General features: G+C 66.6%; 23 protein-coding genes. 6 read left to right on the top strand and 17 right to left on the bottom strand.

Features of this window, described 5'->3' with window-relative positions; genetic code table 11:
- The first annotated feature begins 54 nt into the window (after positions 1 to 54).
- Genes AC1DYK_RS12600 through AC1DYK_RS12580 form a run of 5 tightly spaced genes read left to right on the top strand, consistent with a single transcriptional unit; the run spans position 55 to position 6,507 of the window.
- Positions 55 to 1,260, top strand: a complete 1,206-nt coding sequence (locus tag AC1DYK_RS12600) for an acetyl-CoA C-acetyltransferase (protein ID WP_478166700.1) — start codon at positions 55 to 57, stop codon at positions 1,258 to 1,260.
- A 10-nt stretch (positions 1,261 to 1,270) separates the two neighbouring features.
- Positions 1,271 to 3,442 carry a 3-hydroxyacyl-CoA dehydrogenase NAD-binding domain-containing protein gene (locus tag AC1DYK_RS12595; protein WP_478166613.1) on the top strand — a complete coding sequence of 724 codons (2,172 nt, stop codon included), beginning with the start codon at positions 1,271 to 1,273 and terminating at the stop codon, positions 3,440 to 3,442.
- A 43-nt stretch (positions 3,443 to 3,485) separates the two neighbouring features.
- A complete protein-coding gene (locus tag AC1DYK_RS12590; RefSeq protein WP_478166612.1) occupies positions 3,486 to 4,655 on the top strand; it encodes an acyl-CoA dehydrogenase family protein in 1,170 nt (389 codons plus the stop codon).
- Positions 4,652 to 5,680 (top strand): phosphotransferase family protein, encoded by a 1,029-nt coding sequence (locus AC1DYK_RS12585; protein ID WP_478166611.1) that lies wholly within the window; start codon positions 4,652 to 4,654, stop codon positions 5,678 to 5,680. The genes AC1DYK_RS12590 and AC1DYK_RS12585 overlap by 4 nt, the downstream gene beginning before the upstream one ends.
- A 56-nt stretch (positions 5,681 to 5,736) precedes the next feature.
- A complete protein-coding gene (locus tag AC1DYK_RS12580) occupies positions 5,737 to 6,507 on the top strand; it encodes an SDR family NAD(P)-dependent oxidoreductase (RefSeq protein ID WP_478166610.1) in 771 nt (256 codons plus the stop codon).
- 67 nt (positions 6,508 to 6,574) lie between these two features.
- Here the strand turns inward: AC1DYK_RS12580 and AC1DYK_RS12575 are convergent, their stop codons facing one another.
- Complete coding sequence (locus AC1DYK_RS12575; RefSeq protein WP_478166609.1) at positions 6,575 to 7,048, bottom strand: hypothetical protein; 474 nt, start codon at positions 7,046 to 7,048, stop codon at positions 6,575 to 6,577.
- A gap of 29 nt (positions 7,049 to 7,077) precedes the next feature.
- Positions 7,078 to 8,316 carry an ABC transporter substrate-binding protein gene (locus AC1DYK_RS12570; RefSeq protein ID WP_478166608.1) on the bottom strand — a complete coding sequence of 413 codons (1,239 nt, stop codon included), beginning with the start codon at positions 8,314 to 8,316 and terminating at the stop codon, positions 7,078 to 7,080.
- Positions 8,317 to 8,551: 235 nt separating this feature from the next.
- Between AC1DYK_RS12570 and AC1DYK_RS12565 the strand changes: the two genes are divergently transcribed.
- Positions 8,552 to 10,105, top strand: a complete 1,554-nt coding sequence (locus tag AC1DYK_RS12565) for a long-chain-fatty-acid--CoA ligase (protein WP_478166607.1) — start codon at positions 8,552 to 8,554, stop codon at positions 10,103 to 10,105.
- 79 nt (positions 10,106 to 10,184) lie between these two features.
- On the opposite strand, the gene AC1DYK_RS12560 is transcribed toward AC1DYK_RS12565, so the two are convergent.
- The 15 genes from AC1DYK_RS12560 to leuC form a co-directional block, all read right to left on the bottom strand.
- Positions 10,185 to 11,474, bottom strand: coding sequence for an acyl-CoA dehydrogenase family protein (locus AC1DYK_RS12560; protein ID WP_478166606.1), 1,290 nt, complete (start codon positions 11,472 to 11,474; stop codon positions 10,185 to 10,187).
- 3 nt (positions 11,475 to 11,477) lie between these two features.
- Positions 11,478 to 11,849 (bottom strand): DUF6285 domain-containing protein, encoded by a 372-nt coding sequence (locus tag AC1DYK_RS12555; protein ID WP_478166605.1) that lies wholly within the window; start codon positions 11,847 to 11,849, stop codon positions 11,478 to 11,480.
- The gene (locus tag AC1DYK_RS12550) at positions 11,849 to 12,862 is read right to left on the bottom strand and encodes a phosphotransferase family protein (protein WP_478166604.1); all 1,014 of its coding nucleotides are present in this window, start codon (positions 12,860 to 12,862) and stop codon (positions 11,849 to 11,851) included. Before AC1DYK_RS12550 ends, AC1DYK_RS12555 begins: the two co-directional genes overlap by 1 nt.
- Positions 12,863 to 12,889: 27 nt before the next feature.
- On the bottom strand, positions 12,890 to 13,822 hold the full coding sequence (locus tag AC1DYK_RS12545) for a branched-chain amino acid ABC transporter permease (protein WP_478166699.1): 933 nt from the start codon (positions 13,820 to 13,822) through the stop codon (positions 12,890 to 12,892).
- Positions 13,823 to 13,925: 103 nt separating this feature from the next.
- A complete protein-coding gene (locus AC1DYK_RS12540; RefSeq protein ID WP_478166603.1) occupies positions 13,926 to 14,798 on the bottom strand; it encodes a branched-chain amino acid ABC transporter permease in 873 nt (290 codons plus the stop codon).
- 11 nt (positions 14,799 to 14,809) lie between these two features.
- Positions 14,810 to 15,526, bottom strand: coding sequence for an ABC transporter ATP-binding protein (locus tag AC1DYK_RS12535; protein ID WP_478166602.1), 717 nt, complete (start codon positions 15,524 to 15,526; stop codon positions 14,810 to 14,812).
- Positions 15,523 to 16,338, bottom strand: a complete 816-nt coding sequence (locus tag AC1DYK_RS12530; protein ID WP_478166601.1) for an ABC transporter ATP-binding protein — start codon at positions 16,336 to 16,338, stop codon at positions 15,523 to 15,525. Before AC1DYK_RS12530 ends, AC1DYK_RS12535 begins: the two co-directional genes overlap by 4 nt.
- Positions 16,339 to 16,413: 75 nt before the next feature.
- A complete protein-coding gene (locus AC1DYK_RS12525) occupies positions 16,414 to 17,592 on the bottom strand; it encodes an acetyl-CoA C-acetyltransferase (RefSeq protein WP_478166600.1) in 1,179 nt (392 codons plus the stop codon).
- A gap of 177 nt (positions 17,593 to 17,769) precedes the next feature.
- A complete protein-coding gene (locus AC1DYK_RS12520; RefSeq protein WP_478166599.1) occupies positions 17,770 to 18,552 on the bottom strand; it encodes an SDR family NAD(P)-dependent oxidoreductase in 783 nt (260 codons plus the stop codon).
- A 45-nt stretch (positions 18,553 to 18,597) separates the two neighbouring features.
- Complete coding sequence (gene fadB, locus AC1DYK_RS12515) at positions 18,598 to 20,748, bottom strand: fatty acid oxidation complex subunit alpha FadB (RefSeq protein WP_478166598.1); 2,151 nt, start codon at positions 20,746 to 20,748, stop codon at positions 18,598 to 18,600.
- A 219-nt stretch (positions 20,749 to 20,967) separates the two neighbouring features.
- Positions 20,968 to 21,906, bottom strand: coding sequence for a Bug family tripartite tricarboxylate transporter substrate binding protein (locus AC1DYK_RS12510; RefSeq protein ID WP_478166597.1), 939 nt, complete (start codon positions 21,904 to 21,906; stop codon positions 20,968 to 20,970).
- 20 nt (positions 21,907 to 21,926) lie between these two features.
- Entirely contained in the window at positions 21,927 to 22,574 is a 648-nt protein-coding gene (gene leuD / locus AC1DYK_RS12505) for a 3-isopropylmalate dehydratase small subunit (protein ID WP_478166698.1), read from the bottom strand.
- Complete coding sequence (locus tag AC1DYK_RS12500) at positions 22,571 to 23,500, bottom strand: ketopantoate reductase family protein (RefSeq protein ID WP_478166596.1); 930 nt, start codon at positions 23,498 to 23,500, stop codon at positions 22,571 to 22,573. Before AC1DYK_RS12500 ends, leuD begins: the two co-directional genes overlap by 4 nt.
- A 15-nt stretch (positions 23,501 to 23,515) precedes the next feature.
- On the bottom strand, positions 23,516 to 24,685 hold the full coding sequence (locus AC1DYK_RS12495) for an enolase C-terminal domain-like protein (RefSeq protein ID WP_478166595.1): 1,170 nt from the start codon (positions 24,683 to 24,685) through the stop codon (positions 23,516 to 23,518).
- Positions 24,686 to 24,709: 24 nt separating this feature from the next.
- Positions 24,710 to 26,116: a 3-isopropylmalate dehydratase large subunit gene (gene leuC, locus AC1DYK_RS12490; RefSeq protein WP_478166594.1), complete on the bottom strand. Its 1,407-nt coding sequence runs from the start codon at positions 26,114 to 26,116 to the stop codon at positions 24,710 to 24,712.
- Between the last annotated feature and the right edge of the window lie 159 nt (positions 26,117 to 26,275).

Below are 26,275 nucleotides of genomic sequence, written 5' to 3'. Positions count from 1 at the left end.
TGGCTCGTCGCATTCGAAAACCGGGATCGACCGGTCGACACCCACAGTGAACCCATGAACAACGTCTTTTTGTATGACCACGTGCGCACGCCGCGCGGCAAAGGCCGCCCGGACGGCGCATTGCACACCGTCGCCCCGGTGCACCTGGCGGCAGCCGTGCTGCGCGCGCTCAAGGAGCGAAATCGCATCGAACCCGAGGACCTCGAGGACGTGGGTCTCGGGGTCGTCATGCCCGTCGGTGAGCAGGGCGCGGACATTGCCCGCGCCGCGTTGCTGGCGGCCGGCTACGGCGAAAGCGTCGCCGGCTATCAGATCAACCGCTTCTGCACCTCGGGCCTGGACACGCTGAAAATGGGCTTCGGCCTGATCGCTTCCGGGCAGGCCGATGCGGTGATCGGTGGCGGCGTCGAATCGATGTCGCGCGTGGCCATCGGCTCCGACGGTGGCGCGGCCTACACCGACCCCAGGCTTGGCCAGCAGTACCCGTACGTGCCCAACGGCGTGTGTGCGGATCTGATGGCAACCCTCGACGGCTTCACCCGGGAAGACCTCGATGCCTATGCCGTGGAAAGCCAGCGCCGCGCCGCGATGGCACGGGAGCAGGGCTGGTTCGACGCTTCGATCCTTCCGGTGCATGACGCCTTCGGCGGATTGCTCCTGCAACGCGACGAAGCACCCAGACCCGGCATCTCGATGGAGGACCTTGCCAAGCTCAAGCCGAGCTTCATTGCTGCGGGCGAGGCCGGCTTCGACGCCATCGTGTTGCGCCGTTATCCCCATCTCGAGGCTGTCCGGCACATGCACACCGGTGGGTCATCCAGCGGCATCGTCGATGGCGCCTGCGCGGTGCTGCTGGGCAGCGGGGCGTACGGCGAGCGGCGCGGTTTGCGGCCCCGTGCGCGCATCGTGGCGACGGCAACCTGTGCTTCCGAGCCCCTGTTGAGCCTGGGCGGCCCGATCCCCGTCACCGACAAGGTGCTCGCGCGCGCCGGTCTGCGGATCGACGACATCGACCTGTTCGAGGTGAACGAGGCGTTCGCGGTCGTGCCGATGCGCTACATGCGCCACTTCGGCATCCCGCACGAACGCATGAACGTCAACGGCGGCGCGATCGCGCTGGGCCATCCGCTCGGCGCCACCGGCGCCATCTTGCTGGGGACCGTGCTCGACGAACTCGAGCGGCGCGGCCTCGCCCGCGCACTCGTGACGCTGTGCGCGGCAGCCGGCCAGGCCACGGCCGTGATCATTGAACGTGCTTGAGGCGGCAACCATGACGAGAAACATCCATCTCGAAATCGACGGCGACGGTGTTGCGCTGGTCACGCTGGACGTGGCGGATCGCACCATGAACGTCTTTACTCCGGCCTTCACGCGGGAACTGCAGGACGTCGTGGTCCAGCTGACAAGCCGGGCAGACATCGTCGGTGCGGTCATCACCTCCGGCAAGAAGAGCGGCTTCATGGCGGGCGCCGACCTGCTCGACTTCGTGCATGTGCACGACCGCGGACTGTCGGCGCGGGAAGCCGGTGAATGGGTGGCGCCTTCGGCGAACGCATTGCGCGCGCTGGAGCGTTGCGGCAAGCCGGTGGCCGTGGCGATCAACGGGCTGGCGCTGGGCGGCGGCTTCGAGCTGTGCCTGGCCTGCCACTACCGGGTGCTGGCTGACGACCACAAGGCGGTCGTCGGTCTGCCCGAGGTCACGGTCGGGTTGCTGCCCGCCGGGGGCGGAACGCAAAGGCTGCCGCGAATGATCGGGATCCCCAAGGCCTTGCCCCTTCTGCTGAGCGGCCGGCACGTTGGCGCAGCGGAGGCGTTGCAGCTCGGACTGGTCGATGAATTGCGCCCGGCCGCCGGGGTGGTCGAGGCGGCGCGACGCTGGGTGCTCGCGCATCCCGACTGGCAGCCCGCCTGGGACCGCAAAGGCTTCACCGTGCCCGGCGGAGCGGGCGCGATGGCGCCGCACGCCATGGAGAGCTTCAGCATGGGGCTGGCGAAAATCCGGCGCGACTCCCAGGACAACTACCCGGCACCCGCGGCCATCCTGACGGCCGTGTACGAGGGCACGCAGGTCCCGATGGACCTTGGCCTTGCCATCGAGCGCGGCTGCTTCGGCCAGTTGTTGGCGGGTCCCGTGGCGCGCAATCTGATGCGCACCCTGTTCATCAACAAGGGGGCGGCACGCAAGCTGGTGCGCCGGCCCCGCGACGTCGAAAAGCAGCCGGTCCGGCGTCTGGGCGTGCTCGGCGCCGGCATGATGGGCGCGGGCATTGCACAGGTGGCGGCGGCTGCCGGCATCGACGTGGTTCTCATCGACACTTCGCAGGCCGTGGTCGACGCCGCCAAGGCCAGGGTCGCCGCCGGCTATGCGCGCGATGTGAAGGCCGGGCGTTGCACGCAGGAGAATGCCGACGCGCAGTTGGCCCGGATCCATCCCAGCGCCGACTACGGGTCGCTGCGTGGCTGCGATTTCGTGGTGGAGGCCGTGTTCGAGGACCGTGACGCGAAGGCGACCGCCTTCCACCACGCCGAAGAAGGCCTGGCCGCGCTGCCCGATGGCTTCGTGATGGCGACCAACACGTCGACGCTTCCTGTCACGGGCCTGGCGGCCCTGTGGCCGCAACCCGAGGCGTTCATCGGCCTGCACTTCTTCTCGCCCGTGGAGCGCATGCCCCTGGTCGAGGTCATCGTGGGCCAGTGCACTTCGCCGCGTGCGCTCGCGCGTGCACTGGACCTGGCGGCGCAGCTCGGCAAGGTGCCCATCGTGGTCAATGACAGTCCCGGCTTCTACACCAGCCGGATCTTCTGCGCCTACGTCGACGAAGGCATGGCGATGCTGGCCGAGGGCGTGGCGCCGGCGCTGATCGAGAACGCCGCCCGCCAGGCCGGCTTTGCAACCGGTCCGCTCGCGGTCACCGACGAGGTGTCGCTGGACTTGCAGGCGCGGGTGATCAACCAGGCGAGGGCGGACGGTTTGCCCGGCAAGTTCCTGCGGCAGCACGCGCAGCCGGTGGTCGATGCGATGCTGGCGCGCGGTCGGCTGGGTCGCAAGAGCGGGGGCGGCTTCCACGATTTCGCACCCGGACAGCCCAAGCGCCTGTGGGATGGGCTGGCGCAGCTATTTCCATCGGCGGCCGTGCAACCCGACTTCACCGACGTGAAGCACCGGCTGCTCTACATCCAGGCGCTCGAGTCCGCGCGCTGTGTCGAGGAGCAGATGGTACCGGAAGTCGCGGATGCCGACCTGGGCGCCATTCTGGCGTTGGGCTATCCGAGCTGGACCGGCGGCACGCTCTCGTTCATCGACACGGTCGGTCCCGCGCGGTTCGTGGCGGAGTGCGAGCGATTGGCGGACAAGTACGGCGAGCGGTTCCGCCCCTCGCCATGGCTGCGCGATCGCGCGGCCGGGCGCCGGGCCTTCTACCCGGCGCCGGCGCCACGGTGACGCGGTTCCCAGTGCTCCCTCTTTGATTCTCATCAGACACGACATGGACTTCACGATTTGCCCCTCTATCGAGGAACTGACGATCGCCACCCGGCGCTTCATCGCTGAACAAGTCATCCCGCTGGAGAACGATCCGCGCCAGTCCTCGCACGGGCCCGACGAGAGCCTGCGCCTGGAACTGGTGGCCCGGGCGCGATCGGCCGGGCTGCTGACGCCCCACGCCTCGGTCGCCATGGGCGGCAAGGGACTGAGCCACATCGCCAAGGCGATGGTCTTCGAGGAGGCCGGCTACTCGTGGCTCGGGCCGACGGCACTCAACATCCACGCACCCGACGAGGGCAACATCCATCTGATGGAAGAGGTGGCGACACCGCAGCAGAAGGAGCGCTGGCTGCGGCCGCAGGTGCAAGGGCACACCCGCTCTTGCTTCGCGATGACCGAGCCCGACGGCGCGGGGGCCGATCCGTCGATGCTGGCGACCACCGCCCGGCGCGACGGCGACCACTATGTGATCAACGGCACGAAGTGGTTCATCACCGGCGCCGAGGGCGCCGACTATGGCATCGTCATGGCGCGGATGGAGGATGGATCCGCCACCATGTTCCTCACCGACATGAATCGCTCCGGCATCACCCTCGAGCGCAGCATGGAGGCGATGGACCGCTGCTTCACGGGCGGGCACGGCGTGTTGCGTTTCGAGAACCTGCGCGTTCCCGCTGAAGACGTGCTCGGCGAGGTGGGCCAGGGCTTCCGCTACGCCCAGGTGCGCCTGGCGCCGGCGCGGCTCACCCACTGCATGCGCTGGCTGGGGCAGGCGCGACGCGCGCATGACGCGGCCGTCGCCTATGCGGCCCGCCGCCACGCCTTCGGCAAGCCGCTGGCGCAACACGAAGGCGTGGGCTTCCAGTTGGCGGACAACGACATCGACCTGCAGACCGCGCGCTTGCACATCTGGCATACCGCCTGGCTGCTCGACAAGGGCGAGCCCTGCAGTTTCGAATCCAGCCGCGCCAAGGTCGTGTGCTCGGAAGCGCTCTGGCGCGTCGTGGATCGTTGCGTGCAGATCCTGGGCGGACAAGGCGTGACGGCAGAGACGCCGGTCATGCGCATCTTCACCGACATGCGCGCGTTCCGGATCTATGACGGCCCGAGCGAGGTGCATCGCTGGAGCATGGCGCGCAAGATCGTCAAGGCGGCCGGGACCGGCGCATGACGACCGCGGACACCGCCATCGACGTGCGCAAGCTGGGCGAGTATCTGCTGGCGCAGGGGTTGACCCCGACGCCGGAAGTCCAGTTGATGCCCCTGTCCGGAGGCCAGTCCAATCCGACCTACGTGCTGACATCGGGCGACCTGCGCCTCGTCCTGCGCACCAAGCCGCCCGGCCAACTGCTGGCGTCTGCGCACGCCATCGACCGCGAATACCGGGTGATGGAGGCGCTGATCGACAGCAACGTGCCGGTGCCGCAGATGGTGGCCTATTGCGCCGACACGGCCTGCCTGGGCCGCGAGTTCTATCTGATGGAACTTGTCGCGGGGCGTGTCTTCGTCGATCAGTCGTTGCCCGAGTGTTCGCGGACGGAGCGCGGCGCCATCTACCAGGAGATGGGCCGGGTGATCGCGGCGCTGCACGCGGTGGACTTCCAGGCGGTGGGCTTGGCGGATTTTGGCAAGGCCGGCAACTACTTTGCCCGACAGATCGCGCGCTGGTCGCGCCAGTGCCGGGACGCACGGCTGCCGGTCGGTCCCGCGATGCGCGAGCTGATGGACTGGCTGCCCGAGCACGTTCCGCCCGATGACGAGACCACGCTCGTGCACGGAGACTACCGCCTGGACAACCTGATCTTCCATCCCACCGAGCCGCGCGTGGTGGCGGTGCTGGACTGGGAGCTCTCCACGCTCGGGCATCCGCTTGCCGACCTCTCGTACCAATGCATGGCCTGGCGCATTCCGGCCACCTTGTGGCGCGGCGTGGGCGGCCTGGACCTGGAGGACCTGGGCATTCCCGATGAGGCGGCCTACCTGCGCGCCTACACACGGCGCACCGGACGCGAGCCCTTGGAGCACTGGGAGTTTTACATGGCCTACAACCTGTTCCGCATGGCTGCGATCCTGCACGGCATTGCGGAGCGCGCAGCTTCCGGCAATGCCGCGGCGGCCGACGCCGTCGAGACCGGGCGCAAGGCCGAGCCGTTGGCGCAACTCGGGTGGGCCAGCGCGCAGCGCTACCAGCGCTGACTATCCGACCTTGAAGTCAGCGGGCGTCGATGCGATTTGATCGACAAGGAAAAGACATGGATCTCGGGGCAAAGCTGAAGGGAAAGAAGGTGCTGATCACCGGCGCGTCGTCTGGATTCGGCGCGCATTTCGCACGGCTTGCCGCACGCTGTGGTGCGGCGGTGGTCATCAGTGCGCGGCGTGTTTCGCGGCTGGAGGCGCTGGCCGTCGAACTGCAGGCGCTCGGCTCACCGCTGGTGACGGTGGTTGAGTGCGACGTGACCAACGAGGCTTCGGTGACGCAGGCCTTCGAGACCATCTCGGCGACCGGGGCGCTGGTGGACGTGGTCGTCAACAACGCTGGGATTGGGGGCGGCGCCGCGTCGATGGAGCAGCCGATCGCCCAATTCGACGCGGTCATGTCGACCAACTTGCGCGGCGTCTGGCTCGTTGCGACCGAGGCAGCGAGGCGCTGGAAGGCGGCCGGGCGAGGCGGGTCCATCGTCAACATCGCGTCGATCCAGGGCGAGCGGGTGTCGCCCGGCGTCGCCGCGTACTCGATCTCGAAGGCCGGCGTCGTCCACATGACGAAGAGCCTGGCCCTGGAATGGGCGCGGTACGGCATCCGGGTCAACGCCATCGAGCCCGGCTACGTCCGCACCGAGATGACCGACGACTTGTGGGAAACCGACTACGGAAAAGCCATGATCAAGCGCATTCCCATGCGCCGCCTGGGGCAGCCCGAGGAACTCGACGGCGTGCTGCTGCTGCTGGCCACCGATGCCGGTGCCTGGATGACGGGGGCCTGCATCCCGGTCGACGGGGGACACCTTTGCTCCACGCTCTAGGAACGGTCCGGCCGGACGTGGTGCGCACATCAGCGAGGTGCAAGACACCCTCGTCGTGGCGCGGGACTCACCCCTTGCCGGCGGGTGCCACCAGGGGGGACGTGACCTCTCGGGAATAGCTGAAGGTGCGCTGAATATCCAGTTGTCGGATGCGCCAGGCACCGTCCGACGCCTGTGCCAATTCGCACGTGACGTCGACGAGCAGAAATGGTGTCGAGCCCGGCACCGGGAGGCTGGCGGGCGAGCCGCTGTCGTACAGATGCAAGGCCAGACCATAGACCGCGGTGGCACTCTCGGCGTCCTGCCTGAGCAGGGCGAAGTTGTTGACGATGTGCCGAGCCACCTGCGTTGCCGACCGCTTGCGCAACGATTCCTCGATCTGCTGTCGATTGCGTAGCAAGACGCCGCCGCGCTCCCACAGGCATTCGGGTGCCACTTGTTCCATGGCGAGGGCGTAGTCCCCTCGGTCCACGCCATAGTAAAAGAGGAGAACGCTCTGGTGGCAGGCAGTCAGCCTTGAATGGAGTGCGGAAAAGCTCATGGTCGGGTTCTCAAGGTGAGGCATGCAACTCAGTCGCCCAGCACCTTGCCGAAATGCTCGAAGCGGGTGCCGTTGAAGCGCACGAGCTGCATGCGCTCGATCGGGAAGAAATCGGTCGGCGAGGTCTTGACCTCGATGCCCGGGAGCAGCATCGGCGGGGTGTACTGAAGGTTCGCGGCCTGCTTCATGATGTTGGCGCGCGTGAGGTCGTCACCGGCTTTGCGCAGCACCTGTTCCATCGTCTGAGCTATGGAATAGCCCAGCACGTTGAGCGAATCGCTCACGTCGCCCGCAGGGTAGTACTTGGTCATCCAGGCCTTGTAGTCCTCGAATTCCTTCGCGCCCTTCCACATGGGGTCGACGGGGTCGCGAATGTACATCGCCGAGATCACGCCCTTTGCGTTCTCGGGACCGGCCGGATTGATCACCGTCGAGACCGACACCGAGGCGCTGAACAGGTACTGCGTGGGCTTCCAGCCGATCTCCGCAGCCTTGCGAATCGCCTGGGCCGCAAACTTGGGGATCGTGAAGTTGATGAAGGTGTCGGCGCCGGAGGCCTTGAGGCTGATCATCTGGCTGTCGATGGTCGGGTCGGACATCTCATAGGTGGTCTGCGCGACGATCATGGTCTTGGCCTTGTCGCCCAGCACGTCGGTGAAGCCCTTGAGGAATTCCCTGCCGGAGTCGTCGTTCAGCGTCAGAACGGCGATCTTCGCGTTGGGACTGGCGCTCAAGATGTGTTGCGCGTAGATCTTGCCTTCGGTCAGATAGGTGGGCTGCCAGCCCATGGTCCAGGGGAAGGCCTTGGGGTCGCCGAAGCGCGTGGCGCCGGAGGCGATGAAGAGCTGCGGCACCTTCTTCGCGTTCAAGTAGCGCTGGATCGCCAGGTTGTTCGGCGTGCCCGGCACGGCGAACATCGCGAGCACCTCGTCGCGTTCGACCAGCTTGCGCGTCTGCTCCACCGTTTGCGCGGGATTGAAGGCGTCATCGAGCGAGATGAAATTGATCTTGCGCCCGTTGATGCCGCCTTCGGCGTTCACCTTGGCAAAGTAGGCGGCTTCCGCCCTCCCGATGGTGCCGTAGGACGAGCCGGGCCCGGAATACGCCATGACGTGACCGAGCTTGATCTCGGTGTCGCTCGCGCCCGTGTCATAGCGTTTTTCGGCCTGGGCCGTGAAGGCGGCGGCGAGCCCGAGCGTTGCCGCGAGGCCTGCGCTCAGGAGGCGGTGTCGCGACGCGTGACGGGGCAAATGGATGGCAGATGTCATGGTGTTGTCTCGGTTGTTCTCAAGGGAAGCGGCTGCCCACGGACCTCTCGCTGGGTCTCGTTCGGCGCGCGTGCCGGATGTTAGGTAGCTTCTCTCGCACATCCCATCGTCGGAACGGACGGTTGAGAGCGCCCGAGCGAGAGGCCATCCGTTCTCGTCGCTTCCGACGATCCGGGCTGGACGCGTCCGCCTCATACTTGGCAGACAACGACGATTCGACGGAGACACGCTGTCCATGGACCTCACCCAGCCCTTGCACAAGGCCTTGCAGGAACGCCCGAACGCCACCGCCCTCGTCTGCGGCGAGCGCCGACACACCTTCGCCCAGTTCGCTGACCGCGTGGCGCGGCTCGCGGCCGTGCTGCGATCGCTCGGCCTGCAGCCGGGCGACCGCGTGGGCCTGCTGGCCCTGAATTCCGACCGCTATGTGGAATACCTCTACGCGACCTGGTGGGCGGGGGGCGTGATCAACCCGGTCAACGTCCGATGGAGTGCGCGCGAGATCGCGTACTCGCTGGACGATTGCGACACCCGCATCCTGCTTTCCGATACGCACTTCGGCGCCGTCGCGCAGCAGCAGCGCGAACTGTCTCGCTCGATGAAGCACCTGTTGCACTTCGGCGATGGCCCCGCGCCGGAGGGCATGGCCGACGCCGAAGCGCTGATGGCACAGGCGCAGCCCGTGTCCGACGCCAGGCGCAGCGGCGCCGACCTGGCCGCGGTGATGTACACCGGCGGCACCACCGGTCTGCCCAAGGGCGTGATGCTCACGCATGGCAATCTCTACGCCAGCCAGCTCTCGACCAACATGGCCGCCGCGCGCCCGGCCGAATCCGTCGGACTGAACATGGCGCCCATGTTCCATGTGGGCGGCGCCGGCCTCACGCTGCAGCTGATGATGCGACTGTGCACCCAGGTCATCATCCCCGCCTTCGACGAAGTGAAGGTGCTGGAGGCGATTCAGAACGAGCGCGCCAGCGAGACCTTCATGGTGCCCACCATGATCAAGCGGCTCATCGAGCACCCGCGCTTCTCCGAGTTCGACACCTCCAGCCTGCAGCTGGTGCTGTACGGTGCGGCCCCCATCGACGACACCTTGCTGCTGCAAGCCATCGAGAAGCTGCCGCGTGCCGGCTTCTGCCAGCTCTACGGCATGACCGAGCTGTCGCCCGTGGTCACGGTGCTGCCCACGTGGTGCCACCACCTCGACCAGCCGTCGGGCCGCCGGCGCTCGGCCGGGAGGCCCGTGCCCATCGCAGAACTTCGGATCGTCGATGTCGAAGGCCGTCCCGTGCCGAACGGCGCCGTCGGCGAGATCGCCGTGCGCGGACCGATGGTGATGGCCGGCTATTGGAACAAGCCCGCGCAGACCGCCGAGGTGCTGCGCGACGGATGGATGCACACCGGCGATGGCGGTTGCATGGATGCCGACGGTTTCGTCTACGTCGTGGATCGGCTCAAGGACATGGTCGTGAGCGGAGGCGAAAACATCTACTCGGCCGAGGTCGAGAACGCGATCGCGCAGCTTGCGCAGGTCTCGGCGTGCGCCGTGGTTGGCGTGCCCGATGACAAGTGGGGCGAGCGCGTGCACGCGGTGTTGGTGCTGCGCGCCGGCGAAACCCTGAGCGCCGAGGCGCTGATGGCTCACTGCAAGACCCTGATCGCGGGCTACAAGTGCCCGCGCAGCGTGGAGTTCCTCGAAGAGATGCCGCTGTCGCCGGCGGGCAAGATACTGAAGTACAAGCTGCGTGAGCGGCACTGGCAAGGGCGCGAGCGGAAAGTGGCCTGACAGGAAGGCCCTGCCGATGGGCTACCCCGGCGAGTGCCACGCCCTCATGGCGGTCGTGGTCAGTCGTCGGAGAAACAGTTCAGTCGGCAGTGGCGACGCGGTTGGGACCCATGTAGCCGAAAAGGTGGCCCGCCACCTTGCGCATCTGGATCTCCTCGGAGCCCTCGGTAATGCGGTAGCGGCGGTGGTGGCGGTAGATGTGCTCGAAGGGCTTGTGGCGCGAGTAGCCGATCCCGCCGTGCACCTGCATCGCACGGTCGGCGGCTTCGCACACCAGGCGATTGGCCCAGTAGTTGCACATCGAAACCTTGTCGGAAAGCTGCTTCTCGACCTGCGGCTTGGGCATGTGATCCATCTGCCACGCGGTCTTGCGGATCAGCAGGCGCAGCATCTCGATCTGCGTGGCCAGCTCGACCAGCGGAAACTGGATGCCTTGATTGCGCGCCAGTTCTTCGCCGAAGGGCCTGCGCTCGCGCGCGTATTTCACGCTCTCGCGCACGCAGAAATCGGCCGCGCCAAGGCTCGACGCGGCCTGACGGATGCGGTTCTCGTGCACGAAATGCTGGGCGATGGCCAGACCGCCGTCGAGCGGGCCGAGCACGGCGTCCTCGGGCACCCACACGTTCGTGAAGCTCACGCGCGGATGGTCAGTGGGCATGTTGAAGGTCCAGAGGTATTCTTCGATCTTGAGGCCCGGGGCCTGGGCCGGCACCAGCAGCGCGCTGATGCCACGCGCATCGCCATCGCGACCGCTGGTGCGCGCGAACACCACGCAATGGGTGGCGATGTGCATGCCGGTGGCCCACATCTTCTCGCCGTCGATGCGAAAGCCCGCGCGGCCGTTGCGCACCTCGGACACGGCACGCGTCTCCATGTGGGTGGCGTCGGAGCCGTGGCGGGGCTCGGTCAGGCCGAAGGCGAGGCGCAAGCGCTCGTCGAGCATGCCCAGGACGAATTCGTCGCACTGTGCGGGCGTGCCGAAGTCGCGGATGGCCAGCACGAAGGGGTTGTTCGCGACGATGGAGTGTTCGTTCTGCAGGTCGTTGTGCAGGCCCAGGCCGCGCGCGGCGAAGTGCTCGCGGATCACGGCCATCCAGAGGTTGCTGCCGTTGCGCCCGCCGAACTCGGCCGGTAGGCCGAAGCGCAGATGGCCCGCGCGGTCGGCACGGTGACGCGCTTCGGCCAGCAGGGCTTCCCACTCGGGTCGCGGCAGGCCGCCGTTGTCGAAATCGGTGCGCGCCCATTCGCGACGGTGGTCGAAGAAACGCTCGTTGTCGTCCTGCGCCTGCAGCGGTGCGATCTCGCGGTCGATGAAGGCGTCAAGTTCGTTCAGGTAGTCGACGAGGTCGCGGGGCAGGTCGAAATCCATGGCTCAGTCTCCCTCCGTGCCGGCGGCGTAGCCCGGCTGGTCGATGGCAAGTTTGTCGCGTGTGGTCTGGCGCAGGTGGGCGACCAGGCCCGGGGTGTCGGGACCGAGCCGGCCGGCGGCGATGCGATCGCAGAGCAATCGGTTGGCCGCCGCCAAGTCGGCGGGCGCATCGGATCCCAGCAGCTCATGCAGCCGCGTCGCTTCGCGCGCCTGCGCCTGCGGACAGAGCTGCACTTCGCGCCGGACGATGTCGAGGGTGTTCGCGGCCACGCGTGCGTGGAAGGCCACCCGGCCCTCGGTGGCCGGTACCACCTGCTCGCGCAGGAAGGCGGCGACGGCCTCCAGCAGTTCGATGACGTTGGGACGGTCCTGCATCAGATGGCCTCCTCGGGTACGAGCAGCGCCAGCAGGTCGGACTCGACCTCCGATGCGCGGCGGCCAATGGCGGCTTTCTCGACGTCGCGCTCGCGGCCGCTGAGCCAGGCATGCGCCATGGCTTCACAGACGATGCCCCACTTGAGCGTACCCAGCACTTCCCACCAGTGCACGCGGTCCGCGTCGACCCGCCCGCCTTCGGCTTCGTAGCCTTCGAACAGTTGCTCGCGCGTGCCGAAGCCGCCCACCGGCAGTGCGCCGTGGCCAAAGCGCCAGGAGCGCACGCACATCCAGCCGAGGTCCTCCATCGGATCGCCGAGATGCGCCAACTCCCAGTCGAGCACGGCGCGCAGGCCCTCCTCGCCGATCATCAGGTTGCCGTTGCGGAAATCCCCATGCACGAGCACCGGTGTCGACACGTCGGCGGGCGCGTGTGCGCGCAGCCATCGGAAGGCGAGTTCGAACACCGGCCGTGCGGTGCCGTGGCTGCGGTGCAGGCCGATCTGGAAATCGAGTTCCGCTCGCGCGGCTGCTGTGCGCAGGGGCGGCAGACCACGCGCAGGCAGGCAGTGGATGCGGGCCATGGCCGCGCCGCATTGGCGCGCCAACACGCGGCGCGCGCCGGCCAGCCGCGCATCGCGCACGATCCGGCGGCCCAGTGTCTCGCCTTCGATGCGGTCCATGACGAAGCCCTCGCCCAGTCCGTCGGCGGGCTGCAGTACATGCCGCACACCGGGCACGGGCACGCCAACTGCGCGCGCAGCATCGATCAGTTGCGCCTCGGTGCCCAGGCCGGCGGTGCCCAGTGCGCGCGCCCCTGAGGCATCGGCCGCGCGGCGCAGCACCAGTGGCAAGACAGACTGCGCGCCTGCCATTGCCACGTCGAAAGCCCAGGTCTGCTGACTGGCGCCGCCGGAGAGTCGGCGCAGCGCCTGGACCGCCTGGCCACCGGGCGCCATGCGCCCGGCCAGGCGTTGCAGCGCGTGTGCAACGAGCGTCGCTTCGTCGTTCATTCGTTGTTTCGTGATGTGGCGCGGCGGCTATCTGGCGCGGGCGAAGCGCTCCTGGATCTTGCGCAGCAGGCCGATCACGCCACCGGGCATCGCGAACATGCAGGCAATGAGCACCACACCGTACACCGCCCAGGGCACGGCCTTGGAGATCTGCTCGGCCAGCGAGGGCACAAACATGATGAAGATGGCGCCGAAGATGGCGCCGTACAGCGTGCCCACGCCGCCCACCACGATGCCCACGAGCAGCGAGATCGAAAGGAACAGCGTGAACGAATCGGGCGACACGAACTGCACCGCGATGGCCGACAGTGCACCGCCTACGCCGGTGTACGCGGCCGAGACGCCAAAAGTCATGGCCTTGTAGTGGCTGTTGTCCACGCCCATCGCCTCCGATGCCATTGCGTGGTCGCGGATGGCGCGCATGGCCCGGCCGCTCCCGCTTTGCAGCAGGTTGTGCGCGATGACGAACGCCACCACCGCGACAAACAGCGAGAACAGGTAGAGCCACTGGTCGTCGCTGAGCGGCAGGCCAAAGGGCGCGGCGGGCTTCATGAGCACAATTCCCTGCACGCCGCCGGTCCAGGGCTCGAGGTGCTTGTACTTGAGCAGCTGAGGCATCGCCACGCCGAGCGCAAAGGTGGCCAGCGCGAGGTACACCCCTTCGAGCTTGAGCGCGGGCCGCCCGAACAGGTAGCCGACGACAAGGCACACCAGCGCCGCAGCCGGAACCGTGAGCCAGTACGGCGCACCCGCATGCTCCATGAGGATGCCGGTGGTATAGGCGCCGATGGCGAAGAAGGCGCCGTGACCGAGCGAGATCTGGCCGTTGTAGCCCGTGAGGATGTTCAGGCCCACCAGAGCGATGGCGTACGACAGCACCATGGTCGCCTGGAACAACTGGTAGCCGCGCGCCACAAAGGTGATGCCGATGGCCAGGAGGATCAGCACGCTGAGCCACATGAGCTTCCGACGCGAATCCACCGCAGAGCGTGTTTCATTGCGGGCGCCCGACGTGGCCATGGGCGTATGTGTCGTGGAGGAGGCTTGAGCGAAGTTCATGCGATCAGACACGAGTGACCAGTTTGCGGCCCATGAGACCAGAAGGCTTGACGATGAGCACGCCGACGATCAGCACGAGCGCGACCGACAGCTTGAGTTCGGTGCCCACTACGTAGGTGCCGATCAGGTTCTCGAGCACGCCGACGATGAAGCCGCCGAGCACCGCGCCTACGGGACTGTCGATGCCACCGACCAGTGCGCCCGCGAAGGCGTAGAGCAACACGCCGGTCATCATGTCCGGATCGAGGAACACCACAGGAGCGACCATCATCCCGGCCACCGCTCCGATCGCGCTGGCCAGACCCCAGCCGAGCATCAGCATGCGCCCGACATTGATGCCCACCAGCCGCGACGAGGCCGCGTTCTGCGCGGCAGCGCGCATGGCCAAGCCCAGGGGCGTGAAGCGGAAGAACGCGAACAGCAGCACGAGCACCAACAGCGTGACGCCGATGGCGCCGACCTCGTGTGCCGACATCATCGTGCTGCCGAACCACGCGTCCGCAGGAAAGGGGCTCGGGAAGCGCTTGATGGTGAAGCCGAAGAGCCAGCCCGCGATGCTGTGGAAGATCACCAGCAGGCCGACGAACACCACCACCACCGAGAGTGCGGGCTTGTCGTGCATCGGCCGGATCACGGTGAATTCAACGACCACCGCGAGTGCGAAGGACAGCACCACGGTCGCGGTGAAGGCGACCCAGTACGGCAGCCCGGCCTGCATCAGGCTCCATGCGATGAAGGTCGAGAACATCGCCATCTCGCCCTGGGCGAAATTGATGTGGTGCGTGGCCTGGTAGATCATCACCAGCGCCAGCGCGACGCAGGCATAGATGCCTCCGGTGGCCAGGCCCGCCAGAAGTTGGTGCAGGAATGCGTTCATGTGTGTAGGTCTCAATCGCCGAGGTAGGCTTTGCGGACGGCGTCGTTGCGGCGGATTTCGGCGCTGGGGCCTGAGAGCACGATGCGGCCGGTCTCGAGGAGGTAGGCCGAATCGGCCAGGTCGAGCGCGAGCTTCGCGTTCTGCTCCACCAGCAGGATCGACACGCGCACTTCCTTGTTGATGCGCCGCATGATCGCGAAGATGTCCTTCACGACCAGAGGGGCGAGCCCGAAAGACGGCTCGTCGAGCAGCAGCAGGCGCGGCTTTCCCATGAGCGCGCGGCCGATGGCGAGCATCTGCTGCTCACCGCCCGACAGCGTGCCGGCCTGCTGGTTGCGGCGCTCGCGCAGGCGCGGGAAGTAGTCGAACACGCGCACCATGTCGGCGTCCACGCCCTCGCGGTTGCCGCGGGCGTAGGCGCCCAGGCGCAGATTCTCTTCGGTCGTGAGGCCGAGAAATGTGCCGCGCCCGTCGGGGACGTGGCCTACGCCGGACTTGGCGATCTGCTCGGTGGAGCGGCCATCGATACGCTGGCCGGCCAGCATGACGCACCCCTCGGTGCTGACCATCATCTGGCACAGCGCGCGCAGCGTGGTGGTCTTGCCGGCGCCGTTGGCACCGAGCAGCGCCACGACCTGGCCCGTGGGAATGTCGAGGTCGATGCCTTGCAGTACGCGCGTGTGGCCGTAGGCGGCGCGCAGATCGCGCACTTCGAGGATGTTCGTCATGCCATGGCCTCCGCTTCCGCGTCTTCGCCCAGGTAGGCGCGAATCACCTCGGGGTGCGCGCGCACTTCGGCTGGCGTGCCCTCGGCGATCTTCTTGCCGAAGTTGAGTGCCACCACCTTGTCCGAGACGCCCATCACCAGGCTCATGTGGTGCTCCACCAGGAGCACGGTGATGTGCAGGCTGTCGCGGATATTGCGGATCAGCGCGCCCAGGTTTTCGAGTTCCTCGTGGTTGAGGCCGCAGGCCGGCTCGTCGAGCAGCAGCAGTTGGGGCTGGGCCGCCAGCGCACGCGCCAGCTCGACCCGCTTCTGCGTGCCGAAGGGCAGGTCGCCCACCTCGCGGTCGGCCACGGCATCCAGTTCGAGAAAATGGATGAAGTGGTCGGCGCGCGCGCGCGCCTGCGACTCGATGGCCGCCACGCCGGGCAGCCGGAAGGCGTTGCGCAGGAAGCCTGCGTGGTGCTTGCTGTGGCAGCCCATCAGCACGTTCTCGCGTACCGTCATGGTGCGAAACAGCGCGAGGTTCTGGAAGGTACGGCCGATGCCGATGCCGGCCATGCGATGGCGCGGCATGTGGGTGAGCGGATGACCGTCGAATTCGATGCGGCCGGCGCTGCAGTCGTACAGACGCGAGAGACAGTTGAACAGCGTGCTCTTGCCTGCTCCGTTCGGCCCGATGAGGCCGCAGATCTGCCCCCGCTGGAGGTCGAACGAGACCCCATTGAGCGCCACGATGCCGCCGAAGCGCACCGACACGCCGTCGATGCGCAACAGGGGGGCGTTCTTGTCTGCGCGATCGCAATCTTGAACCATATTTCGATCTCTTTGCATTGGGGCGGGGTATGACAGCACCGCCCATGCGGCTGCCGTCGAATGGCGGCGCCGGCGTCAGAGCCGTTCGACGATGGTCACGTTGGCCATGCCGCCGCCTTCGCACATGGTCTGCAGGCCGTAGCGCTTGCCGCGCTGGCCCAGCGCGTTGACCAGCGTGGTCATCAGCTTGGTGCCCGAGGCGCCCAGCGGATGGCCCAGCGCGATGGCGCCGCCGTTCACGTTGAGACGCGCGGGGTCGGCGCCCAATGCCTTCAGCCAGGCCAGCGGCACCGGCGCGAAGGCTTCGTTGACCTCGTACAGGTCGATGTCTTCGATCTTCATGCCGGCCTTCTTCAGAGCGCGCTGCGTGGCGGGCAGCGGTGCTTCCAGCATGAGGACCGGGTCGTGCCCCATGACGCTGATGTGATGCACGCGCGCCAACGGCTTCACCCCCAGCGTCTTGAGGCCGCGCTCGTTGACCACCAACAGGCCGCTGGCGCCGTCGCAGATCTGGCTGGCGGTGGCGGCGGTGCAACGGCCGCCTTCGGCGATCAGCTTGACACCGGCGATGCTCTCGAGCGTGGCGTCGAAGCGGATGCCTTCGTCCGTGGTGTGCTGCTCGCCGGTCTCGGCGCCGTCGGCCATCCGCACGGCCACGGGCACAATCTCGCGCTCGAAATAACCCTGCTGGGTGGCGGCAATCGCGCGGCGGTGGCTTTCCAGCGCATAGCGGTCCAATGCATCCTTCTCGATGCCGTGGTTCCGGGCGATCATCTCGGCGCCCGCGAACTGGCTGAACTCCACGCCGGGATAGCGCTTCTGCATCAGCGGGCTCACGTAGAAGCCGAGGTTGTTCTTGAGCGGCAATGTGGTGGGCAGGCCCATCGGCACGCGGCTCATGCTTTCGACACCGGCGGCAATGACGATGTCCATCGTGCCCGACATGACGGCCTGCGCCGCGAAGTGCAGCGCCTGCTGCGAAGAGCCGCACTGGCGGTCGACGGAGGTGGCGGGCACACACTCGGGCAGCTGCGAGGCCAGCACGGCATTGCGCGCAATGTTGGAGGCCTGCTCGCCGGCCTGGCCGACGCAGCCCATGATCACGTCCTCGATCAGCGCGGGGTCGGCGTCGGTGCGCTGCACCAGCGCGTTGAGCACCTGCGCGGCGAGGTCGGCCGGGTGCCATCCGGCGAGGCGGCCATTGCGGCGGCCTCCGGCGGTCCGCGCGGCGGCAACGATGTAGGCTTCAGTCATGCGAATTCTCCGGTTGCACCATCATTTGGGTACGTCGGAGAATTGTTGACGCAGTGCCGTATTGCGGTGTCGTCGGAACCGACGGTTTTGGGCCCCGCGTCAGGAAGTCACCGGAGCCCTCAAGCGCATGCGCGGTGGCGCAACGCGCTCCTGGGGGCGCCGCTTCTTCCTTTGTCTTCAGCGCGGCGCCATCCGGATGCCGCCATCCAGCCGCACGCTCTCGCCGTTGAAATAGCCGTTGGTGATCATCAGCTCGGCCAGCGTCGCGTACTCGGCCGGGTTGCCCAGTCGCTTGGGAAACGGCACCGAAGCGGCCAGCGCTGCCTTCACATTGTCGGGCGCGGCCTGCAGCAGCGGTGTGTTGAAGATGCCCGGCAGGATGGTGTTCACACGGATGCCTTCGCCCATCAGGTCGCGCGCGATCGGCAGCGTCATGCCGACCACGCCAGCTTTGGAGGCCGTGTAGGCCGCCTGGCCCATCTGCCCGTCCTGCGCCGCGACCGAGGCGGTGTTGACGATGGCGCCGCGCTCGCCGTCTTCCAGCGCATCGAGCGTGAGCATGCCTGCCGCCGACTTGGCGATGCAGCGGAAGGTGCCGACCAGGTTGATCTGGATGATGCGGTCGAAGTTCGCGAGCGGAAAATGCTTGATCTCGCCCGATTTCTTGTCGCGGCTCGCGGTCTTCACCGCGTTGCCGGTGCCGGCGCAGTTCACGAGCACGCGCTCCTGACCGTGCGCCGCGCGGGCCTTGGCGAAAGCGGCGTCCACCTGCTCCTCGGAAGTGACGTCGACCTTGCAGAACACGCCACCCAGTTCCTTCGCGAGGGCCTCGCCGTGCTCCGCGTTGAGGTCGAACAGCGCGACCTTCACGCCGTGGGAAGCCAGGCGCCGCGCGGTGGCGGCACCCAGGCCCGAGGCGCCACCTGTGACGACGGCGGCAATGCTGGAATCGAGATGCATTTCTTGTTGTCCTTGGATAGAGAAGAGGGAAAAGGTGCTTGCCGCTCAGAGAAGGTAGTAACGCTGCTTCTGCGCCGCCATCTCACGCATGCCTGCCGTGGGCACGTACGGCGCACCGAGGGCCGCATGTTTATCGCACAGCGCGACGACGCGCGCCAGTCCGAGCCAGTCCGCGTACTTGAGCGCGCCGCCCGCGTAAGCCGGAAAGCCCACGCCGAGCAGCAGTGCCATATCCAGCTCTGCCGGCGTGGCGACGACGCCGTCCTCGAGTGCGTGGGCGGCCTCGACGATCATCGGCAGCATCATGCGTTCGACGATCTCCGCGTCGGCAAAGTCGCGCCGGCCCTGCGGCTGCAGCGCGGCGACCAGCGCATGCGCTTCGCGCGCAGTGCACTTGCGCGGACGGCCCGAGGGGTCGTTCTCGTAGCGGTAGAAGCCTGCGCCGTTCTTCTGGCCGTAGCGCTTGTTCGCCACCATCAGCTTCACCGCGTTGCGCTCGATGGTCGGCATGCGCTGCGGGTAGCCAGCGGCGATCACGTCGCCCACGTGCGCGCCCACGTCCATACCCACCACGTCCTGCAGATAGGCCGGACCCATCGGCCAGCCGAAGGCTTCCATCGCGCGGTCCACGGCCTCGAAGTCGGCGCCGTCGGCCACCAGCTGCACGAAGGCATTGACATATGGCGTGAGGATTCGGTTGACCAGGAAGCCCGGGCAATCCTTCACCACGATGGGCGTCTTGCCCATGGCGACCGCATAGCCCACGGCGGTGGACACGGCAGTGTCTCGGGTCTTGGCGCCCTGGATCACTTCCACCAGCTGCATCACCGGAACCGGGTTGAAAAAATGCATGCCGACGAAGTCCTCGGGCCGCGCGAGCGGCTGGGCAATGTCATCGATACGCAAGCTCGAGGTGTTCGAGGCGATCACGGTGCCGGGCCTCACGCCGTGCTCCAATGCGGCCAGCACCTTGCGCTTGACCTGGAGGTTTTCGACCACGGCCTCGATCACGCAGTCCACCGCATCGAAACCCGTCTCGTCGAGCTGCGGCACGATGGACGCAAGTACCGCGTCGGCCTTGGCCTGCACGAGCCGGCCGTTCTTCACCTGCTTGGCCAGCTGCTTGCCGGCCTCGGCCATGCCGAGGTCGAGTTGCGGTTGCGCGATGTCCTTCATGTGGACCGGCGTGCCGCGCAGCGCGCTCGTGTAGGCGATGCCGCCGCCCATGATGCCCGCACCGAGAACGGCTGCCTGATTCACCGGACGGCCTTTGCGGGCATGGCGCTTGTAGAGTTTCTTGAGCGCCTGCTCGTTCAGGAAGGCTTGTATCAGCGAGGCGGCCGCCTGCGTCTTCGCCACGCGGCCGAAAGCGATCGATTCGAGATCGAGGGCGCCCGCGCGGTCACGGCCCGCGCCTTCGGCCATCATTTCGAGCGCGATGACGGCTGCGGGCTGATGCTTGCCGCTGCGTGCCATCACCTGTGCGCGCGCAGTTTCCGCCAGCGCGCCGGCCTCCCGCGTCGCCAGGCCCAGGGGCGAGCGCTTGCGTTGTTGCGCGGCCTGCCAATCGACCTCGCCGCGCACCGCGCGCTGCAGCAGCGCCAGCGCCCGTTCGCGCAGCGCGTCAGGAGCGGCGACCTCGTCGACCACGCCTGCCGCCAGCGCAGCCGGCGCCTTGGCGGGTCTGCCGCTCGCCACCCAATCAATGGCGGTTGCCAGGCCCGCCAGGCGCGCCAGCCGCACCGTGCCGCCGAACCCCGGGATCAGGCCAAGCTTCACCTCGGGCACGCCCACTTGGGCCGTGTCCGCCATCACGCGCAATGATGCGAGCATTGCCAGCTCCAGGCCTCCGCCCAGCGCGAAGCCGTTGATGGCGACCACGCTGGGCACCTTCAGGTCCTCGAAGGCGTTGAAAAGTTCGTTGCTCGCGCGCACGCCGCGCGCGATCTCCGCCTCGGGCTGCTGGAAGGTCGCGCCGAACTCGGTGATGTCGGCGCCGACGATGAACACGTCCTTCGCGCTCGTCACCAGCACGCCGCGCACCTCCGGCGAAGCCGCGATGCGTTCGCTGGCCTGCCGGAACTCATCGACGGTGCGCACGTCGAGCTTGTTGATGGCCTCGCCGCGCCGGTCGAAGCGCAACTCCACCAGTCCGTCCTGCAACGGCAGGATTTCGATACTTTCGCCCTGGAACAAAGAAATTCTCCTCACAGCCGGCGACACGCCGGCCAATGGGGAAAAGTTTAGGGATGTGCCCCTGCCGCAGACATCGTCCGAAGCGACGATTGAGGCAGTCGGGCGACTGAAAATGGCCGCGCAGCCTCATCGGCTGCGGGACCGTCGATCAGCGGAAGTCTTGGGCGGAACAGATCGACGAGGGCTCAGGCCGATGGAGCCGCGCTACAGCTCACGGCTCTACTTTGCTGCCTCCACGATCTTCTGCCAATCTTTCAAGTCCTTCTTCAGGAAGGCTTGGAACTCGGTCGGAGTCATGACCATCGGCTCATTGCCCATGTCCACCAGCTTGGGGCTCATTGCGGTGATGGTCTCGCCAATCGCCTTGTTGAGCCGCGCAACGATCTCCGGCGGCGTGCCGGGTGGCGCAACAAATCCATACCAGGGCACCACTGCAAAGCCGGGATAGGTTTCGGCGACGGCGGGAACGTCTGGCAGGCGTGCCGTTCGGCGAGCGCTGGTCACCGCGATGACCTTTGCCTTGCCGGTCTGCAATATGGGCGAGGCTGCGGCCAAACCCCCAAAGGCCATCTGGATGTCGCCGGCAACGATGCCCTGAAGAATGCCCTTGGTGCCATACGTCACGCCTGTGAGGTCTGCCCCGCTCATGCGCACAAACCATTCCGTCGCCATGCCAGCAAAGGTGGTGGGGCCCGCCGAGCCATAGTTGAACTTGCCCGGGTTGGCCTTCGACTTGGCGACCAGTGCCTTGATGTCACTGGCGTCGACGTCGCTGTTCACGATGACGATCATCGGAACGCTCATCATGGGCGCAATGGGCACGAAGCTCTGCGGATCAAAGGGCAGGCGTATGCCGGCGCTGGTCTGGTTGATGGAATGCGTGGCGCTGATGATTCCGAGCGTGTAGCCGTCGGGTGCGGACTTGGCCACCGCATCGGGCCCGATCGATTCATTGCCGCCAGGCCGGTTTTCGACGACCACTGGCTGGCCCAGGCGTTGACGCAGCTCATCGCCCATCAGACGCGCCACGAGGTCGGCACCTCCGCCGGCGCCCTGCGGAACGATGAGTCGGATCGGCTTGCTGGGATAGCCCTGAGCCAAAGCCGCGCTCGTGACAAACGACGCCAGCGCGGCAGTGATCAATCTAACGAGGCGCATGAGATTCTCCGTCGAGGTGATTAGTTGGGGTCGCTGAAGAACCATGGTCGCGTCCGGCGCCGGTCGGCCTCGAACTGCCTGATTCGCGGTGCCAGCGTCAGAGTTGCGCCGATCTCGTCGAGCCCCTTCAACAGCTGTTCCTTGGGAGTGGGCTCGATGTCGAATCCGATGCGTCGCCGGTGCGGCGTGACGATCGTCTGAGATGGCAGGTCGACCTCGAGCGCATAGCCTGCCTGGCGTGACACTTCGCCAAAGAGGGACTCGACTTCTTCTTCGGGGAGTGCGATCGGCAGCAATCCGTTCTTGAGACAGTTCGCGAAGAAGATGTCCGCAAAACTCGGTGCGATCAGCACGCGGAAACCGTATTGCTCCAGCGCCCACGGTGCGTGCTCGCGGCTCGAACCACATCCGAAGTTGCGGCGCGCCAGCAGGATCGATCCATTCTGGTAGCGTGGCTGGTTCAGCACGAAGTCGGGATTGAGCGGCCGGGCGCTGCAGTCGATGCCGGGTTCTCCCACATCGAGGTAACGCATGCCGTCAAACAGGTGCGGTCCGAAGCCGGTGCGCTCGATCGACTTCATGAATTGCTTGGGCAGGATTGCATCGGTATCGACATTGGCACGGTCGATCGGCACGACTGTGCCCCGTTGGCAGTCGAACGGCTTCATCGAGGGTTCCGCTGCCATTGCCGCTCCTTGACCTTCACCAGGCCGACCAGCGTGCTGTTCACAGGTGCCGCGATGCCGACCCTGGCGCCCTGCGCGGGTACCGCGCCGTTGATGACGTCGATCTCACTGACGCGGCCCGCCTCGTGGTCGAGCAGGGCAGAGGGCTTGGCCTTGAATACCCGCATGCCGAAAGCCCTGGCATGTTCCTCCGGATCTGCGACCTCGATCTTGACCCCCAGGGCCTTGGCCACCCTCCAGGCCTCGGTCGCCGCGGCCCGGCTGATCGGGCCCATCTCGGGATCGTCGAGTACTTCGCCGACCGTCATGCCGGTCAGCGCGCATGGCGCGCTGTAGGCCACGTTGCAGATGAGCTTTTCCCATTGCATCGCCACGATGTCGTGCACGGCCTTGGCATCGAAGCCGGCGTCTTCCCAGATCTGCGTCGCGGCTTGCAGCCGCTCGAACGGCAGGGCCCCGTAAACGCCAAAGCGCATCGCCTGCATCGCATTGTGGTGTGCGTAGCCAGGACCCTTCAACGATGCGCCGAATCCGCTCGCGATGCCGACTGCGAGGCGATCCGCGCCCACGACGCGCGCGACCGTGTCGGCCGAGCCCAGGCCGTTCTGAATCGTCATGACGACGGTGTCGGTGCCGAGAAAGGGGAGGGCCTGCAAGGCGCCGGCCTGCACGTCCGCTGCCTTCACCGCAATCACGACGAGATCCATCGCTTCTTCGGGTGCACGGGTCGATGCCTGGATCCTGACCCACCGATCCCCGAGCGGCCCTTCCAGGCGCAAGCCGTTGTCGTTGATGGCTTGCACGTGGGCGTCCCATCGGGCCAGCGCCCACACCTGGTTCCCGGCGGCGGCGAGTAGCGCGGCGTAGACCGACCCCATCGCTCCACAGCCTACGATTGCAATTTTCATGACGTTTGCTCTTGCTCAGTTCTTGATCAGGTCGGCAATCGCCTCGCGCAGGCCGGCCTTTTCCTCGAGGCCGAAGCCGGGCGCTTGCGTGGGCAGGGCGTGGCCTTGCGAAACCATGCAGGCCTCGGGGTAGCCTCCGAACGGTTGGAAGACGCCTGGATAGACCTCGCATCCCCCCAGCCCCAGGCCAGCCACGACGTGAAGATTGATCAGATGGCCACCGTGCGGCAACACCTGAGCCAAGGAGAAGCCGCGTGCCTCCAGCGCCCGCATGGTGGCCATGTATTCGGTCAGGCCGTAGCTCAGTCCAGCTTCCATCTGAAAGATGTCCCTGCCTGGCCGCATGCCGCCAAAGCGCAGCAGGTTGACGGCATCGATGGTGGAAAAGAGGTTCTCGCCTGTGGCGATCGCGCCGCCATAGTGTGTCGACAGCTCTGCATTGAGGCCGAAGTCCAGCGGATCACCCACTTCTTCGTACCATCGCAGTCTCAATGGAGCGATGGCATCCGAATAGGCCAGCGCGGTTTTCAGATCAAAGCGGCCATTGGCATCGACGGCCAGGTGCTCGCCAGCGCCAGCGACTTCGAGCGCCGCGTGAATGCGCCGCACATCTTCATCCAGGGAAGCGCCCCCGATCTTGATCTTGTAGTCGACAAAGCCAAGATCTCGGTAGGTCCTGATCTCGGTCTGCAATCGATTCAGCGAGTCGCCCGGGTAGTAGTAGCCGCCTGCCGCATAGACCGGTATCGGGTCGACCGCGGCCGGTCGGCCGGCCGCGCGCGCGATCGTCACATGCGCCGGCTCGTCCGCGAGCTTTGCGTTCAAATCCCAGATCGCGAGCTCGAGCGCGGCGACGGCGGTGGCCCGATCGCCGTGGCCTCCCGGCTTTTCGTTCGTCATTGCGGCGCGGTACACCGCATCCGCTGCAAAGCTTCTGCCGTCAGGTGCCAGCAGATCTCCAGGCGGGCATTTGAGCACGCGGGGGATGAACCGCTCGCGCATCAGGCCTCCTTGTGCGAAGCGGCCGATCGAATTGAATGCGACTCCGACGACAGGCCTTCCGTTGCGGATCACGTCGGTGAAGACCGCAACCAGGGAGACCGTGTGCTCCGAGAAATTGACCAGCGCGTTGGATACATCCCCGCGCAGTGGAATGGACATCTCACGAATATCGACGATTCGCATGGGGTTCCTTGGGATGGGTGGCTGTCAATTCAGTCGCCTGAAATCGACGAAGTGGCCTGCGATGGCGGCAGCGGCCGCCATCTCCGGGCTGACGAGATGCGTGCGACCGCCGACGCCCTGCCGGTCTTCGAAGTTGCGATTGGATGTGGAGGCACACCGCTCTCCGGCAGACAGACGGTCCGGGTTCATGCCCACGCACATCGAGCAGCCGGCATCGCGCCATTCGAAGCCGGCGTCGATGAAGACGCGGTCGAGCCCTTCCTCTTCGGCCTGCAGCTTGACCAGGCCCGAGCCCGGCACGACCAATGCCCGACGGACAGTCGGCGCCAGATGCCTGCCGCGCACGACGCCCGCTGCGGCACGCAGATCCTCGATGCGCGAGTTGGTGCACGACCCGATGAAGATGCTGTCGAGGTGAATGTCGGCGATGGCCATTCCGGGCCGGACTGCCATGTACTTCAGTGCGCGCTCCATGGCTGCGCGGCGTGTCACATCCTGCTCAAGCGCGGGGTCCGGAACCCGACCATCCACCGAGACCACCATTTCCGGCGATGTGCCCCAAGTCACGAGCGGACCGAGCGAGCTGACGTCGATGTCGACCTCGGCGTCGAAACGCGCGTCGTCGTCCGTCTTGAGGGCGAGCCAGACCGGTAGCGCCGCCTCCCAGGTGCGACCTTTGGGGGCCAACGGGCGGTGGCGCAGATAGTCGACGGTCTTTTCGTCGACCGCGACCATGCCGCACCGTGCCCCGGCCTCGATCGACATGTTGCACAGAGTCATGCGAGCTTCCATGGACAGGTTCCGCACCGCCTCGCCGGCATATTCGATGGCATGGCCGGTTGCGCCTGCCGTGCCGATCTTCGCGATCATCGCCAGCGCCAGGTCCTTGGCGCCTATGCCTAGCGCCAGGGTTCCTCGGAAGTTGACCCGCATGCTTTTGGGCTTGCGCGTCAGCAGTGTCTGGGTGGCCAGCACGTGCTCGACTTCGGAAGTGCCGATGCCGTGTGCGATGGCGCCGAAGGCACCGTGCGTGCTGGTGTGGCTGTCGCCGCACACGACTGTCGCGCCCGGCAGGGTGGCGCCCTGTTCGGGGCCGACGACATGGACGATGCCCTGTCGGCGGTCCGCGAGCGCAAACAGCGGAACCGAGAATTCGGCGCAGTTCTGGTCGAGTGTTTCGATCTGCACGCGAGCGACCCGGTCCTCGATCTTCTGCCCGCGGCCTTGGGTCGGCACATTGTGATCCGGCGTCGCCAGATTCGCGCCCAGGCGCCACGGTTTCAGACCGGCGATGCGCAGGCCCTGGAACGCCTGCGGGCTGGTCACTTCATGCAGAAGGTGGCGGTCGATGTACAGGAGGGTGGTTCCGTCCGGTGCCACGTCGATGACATGCTCATCCCAAACCTTGTCGAATAGAGTCTGTCCCGCCATTGATGTTCTTGCTGCGTTGTTCGCGGTCTGCCGGCCCGTCCATGCGAACGGAACCGAGCATATGTACTAGTTAAACGATATGTAGGTACATATTAAACTGGCGACTTCCACCGTGTCAATCGACGCGGGCGTGGACCAGCCCCGTCGCGTTGTTAGACT

The organism is Variovorax sp. P2_H12, from assembly GCF_056403395.1.
Note: the sequence above shows the minus strand (reverse complement) of the source record. Positions and strands in the feature narration are given on the sequence as shown.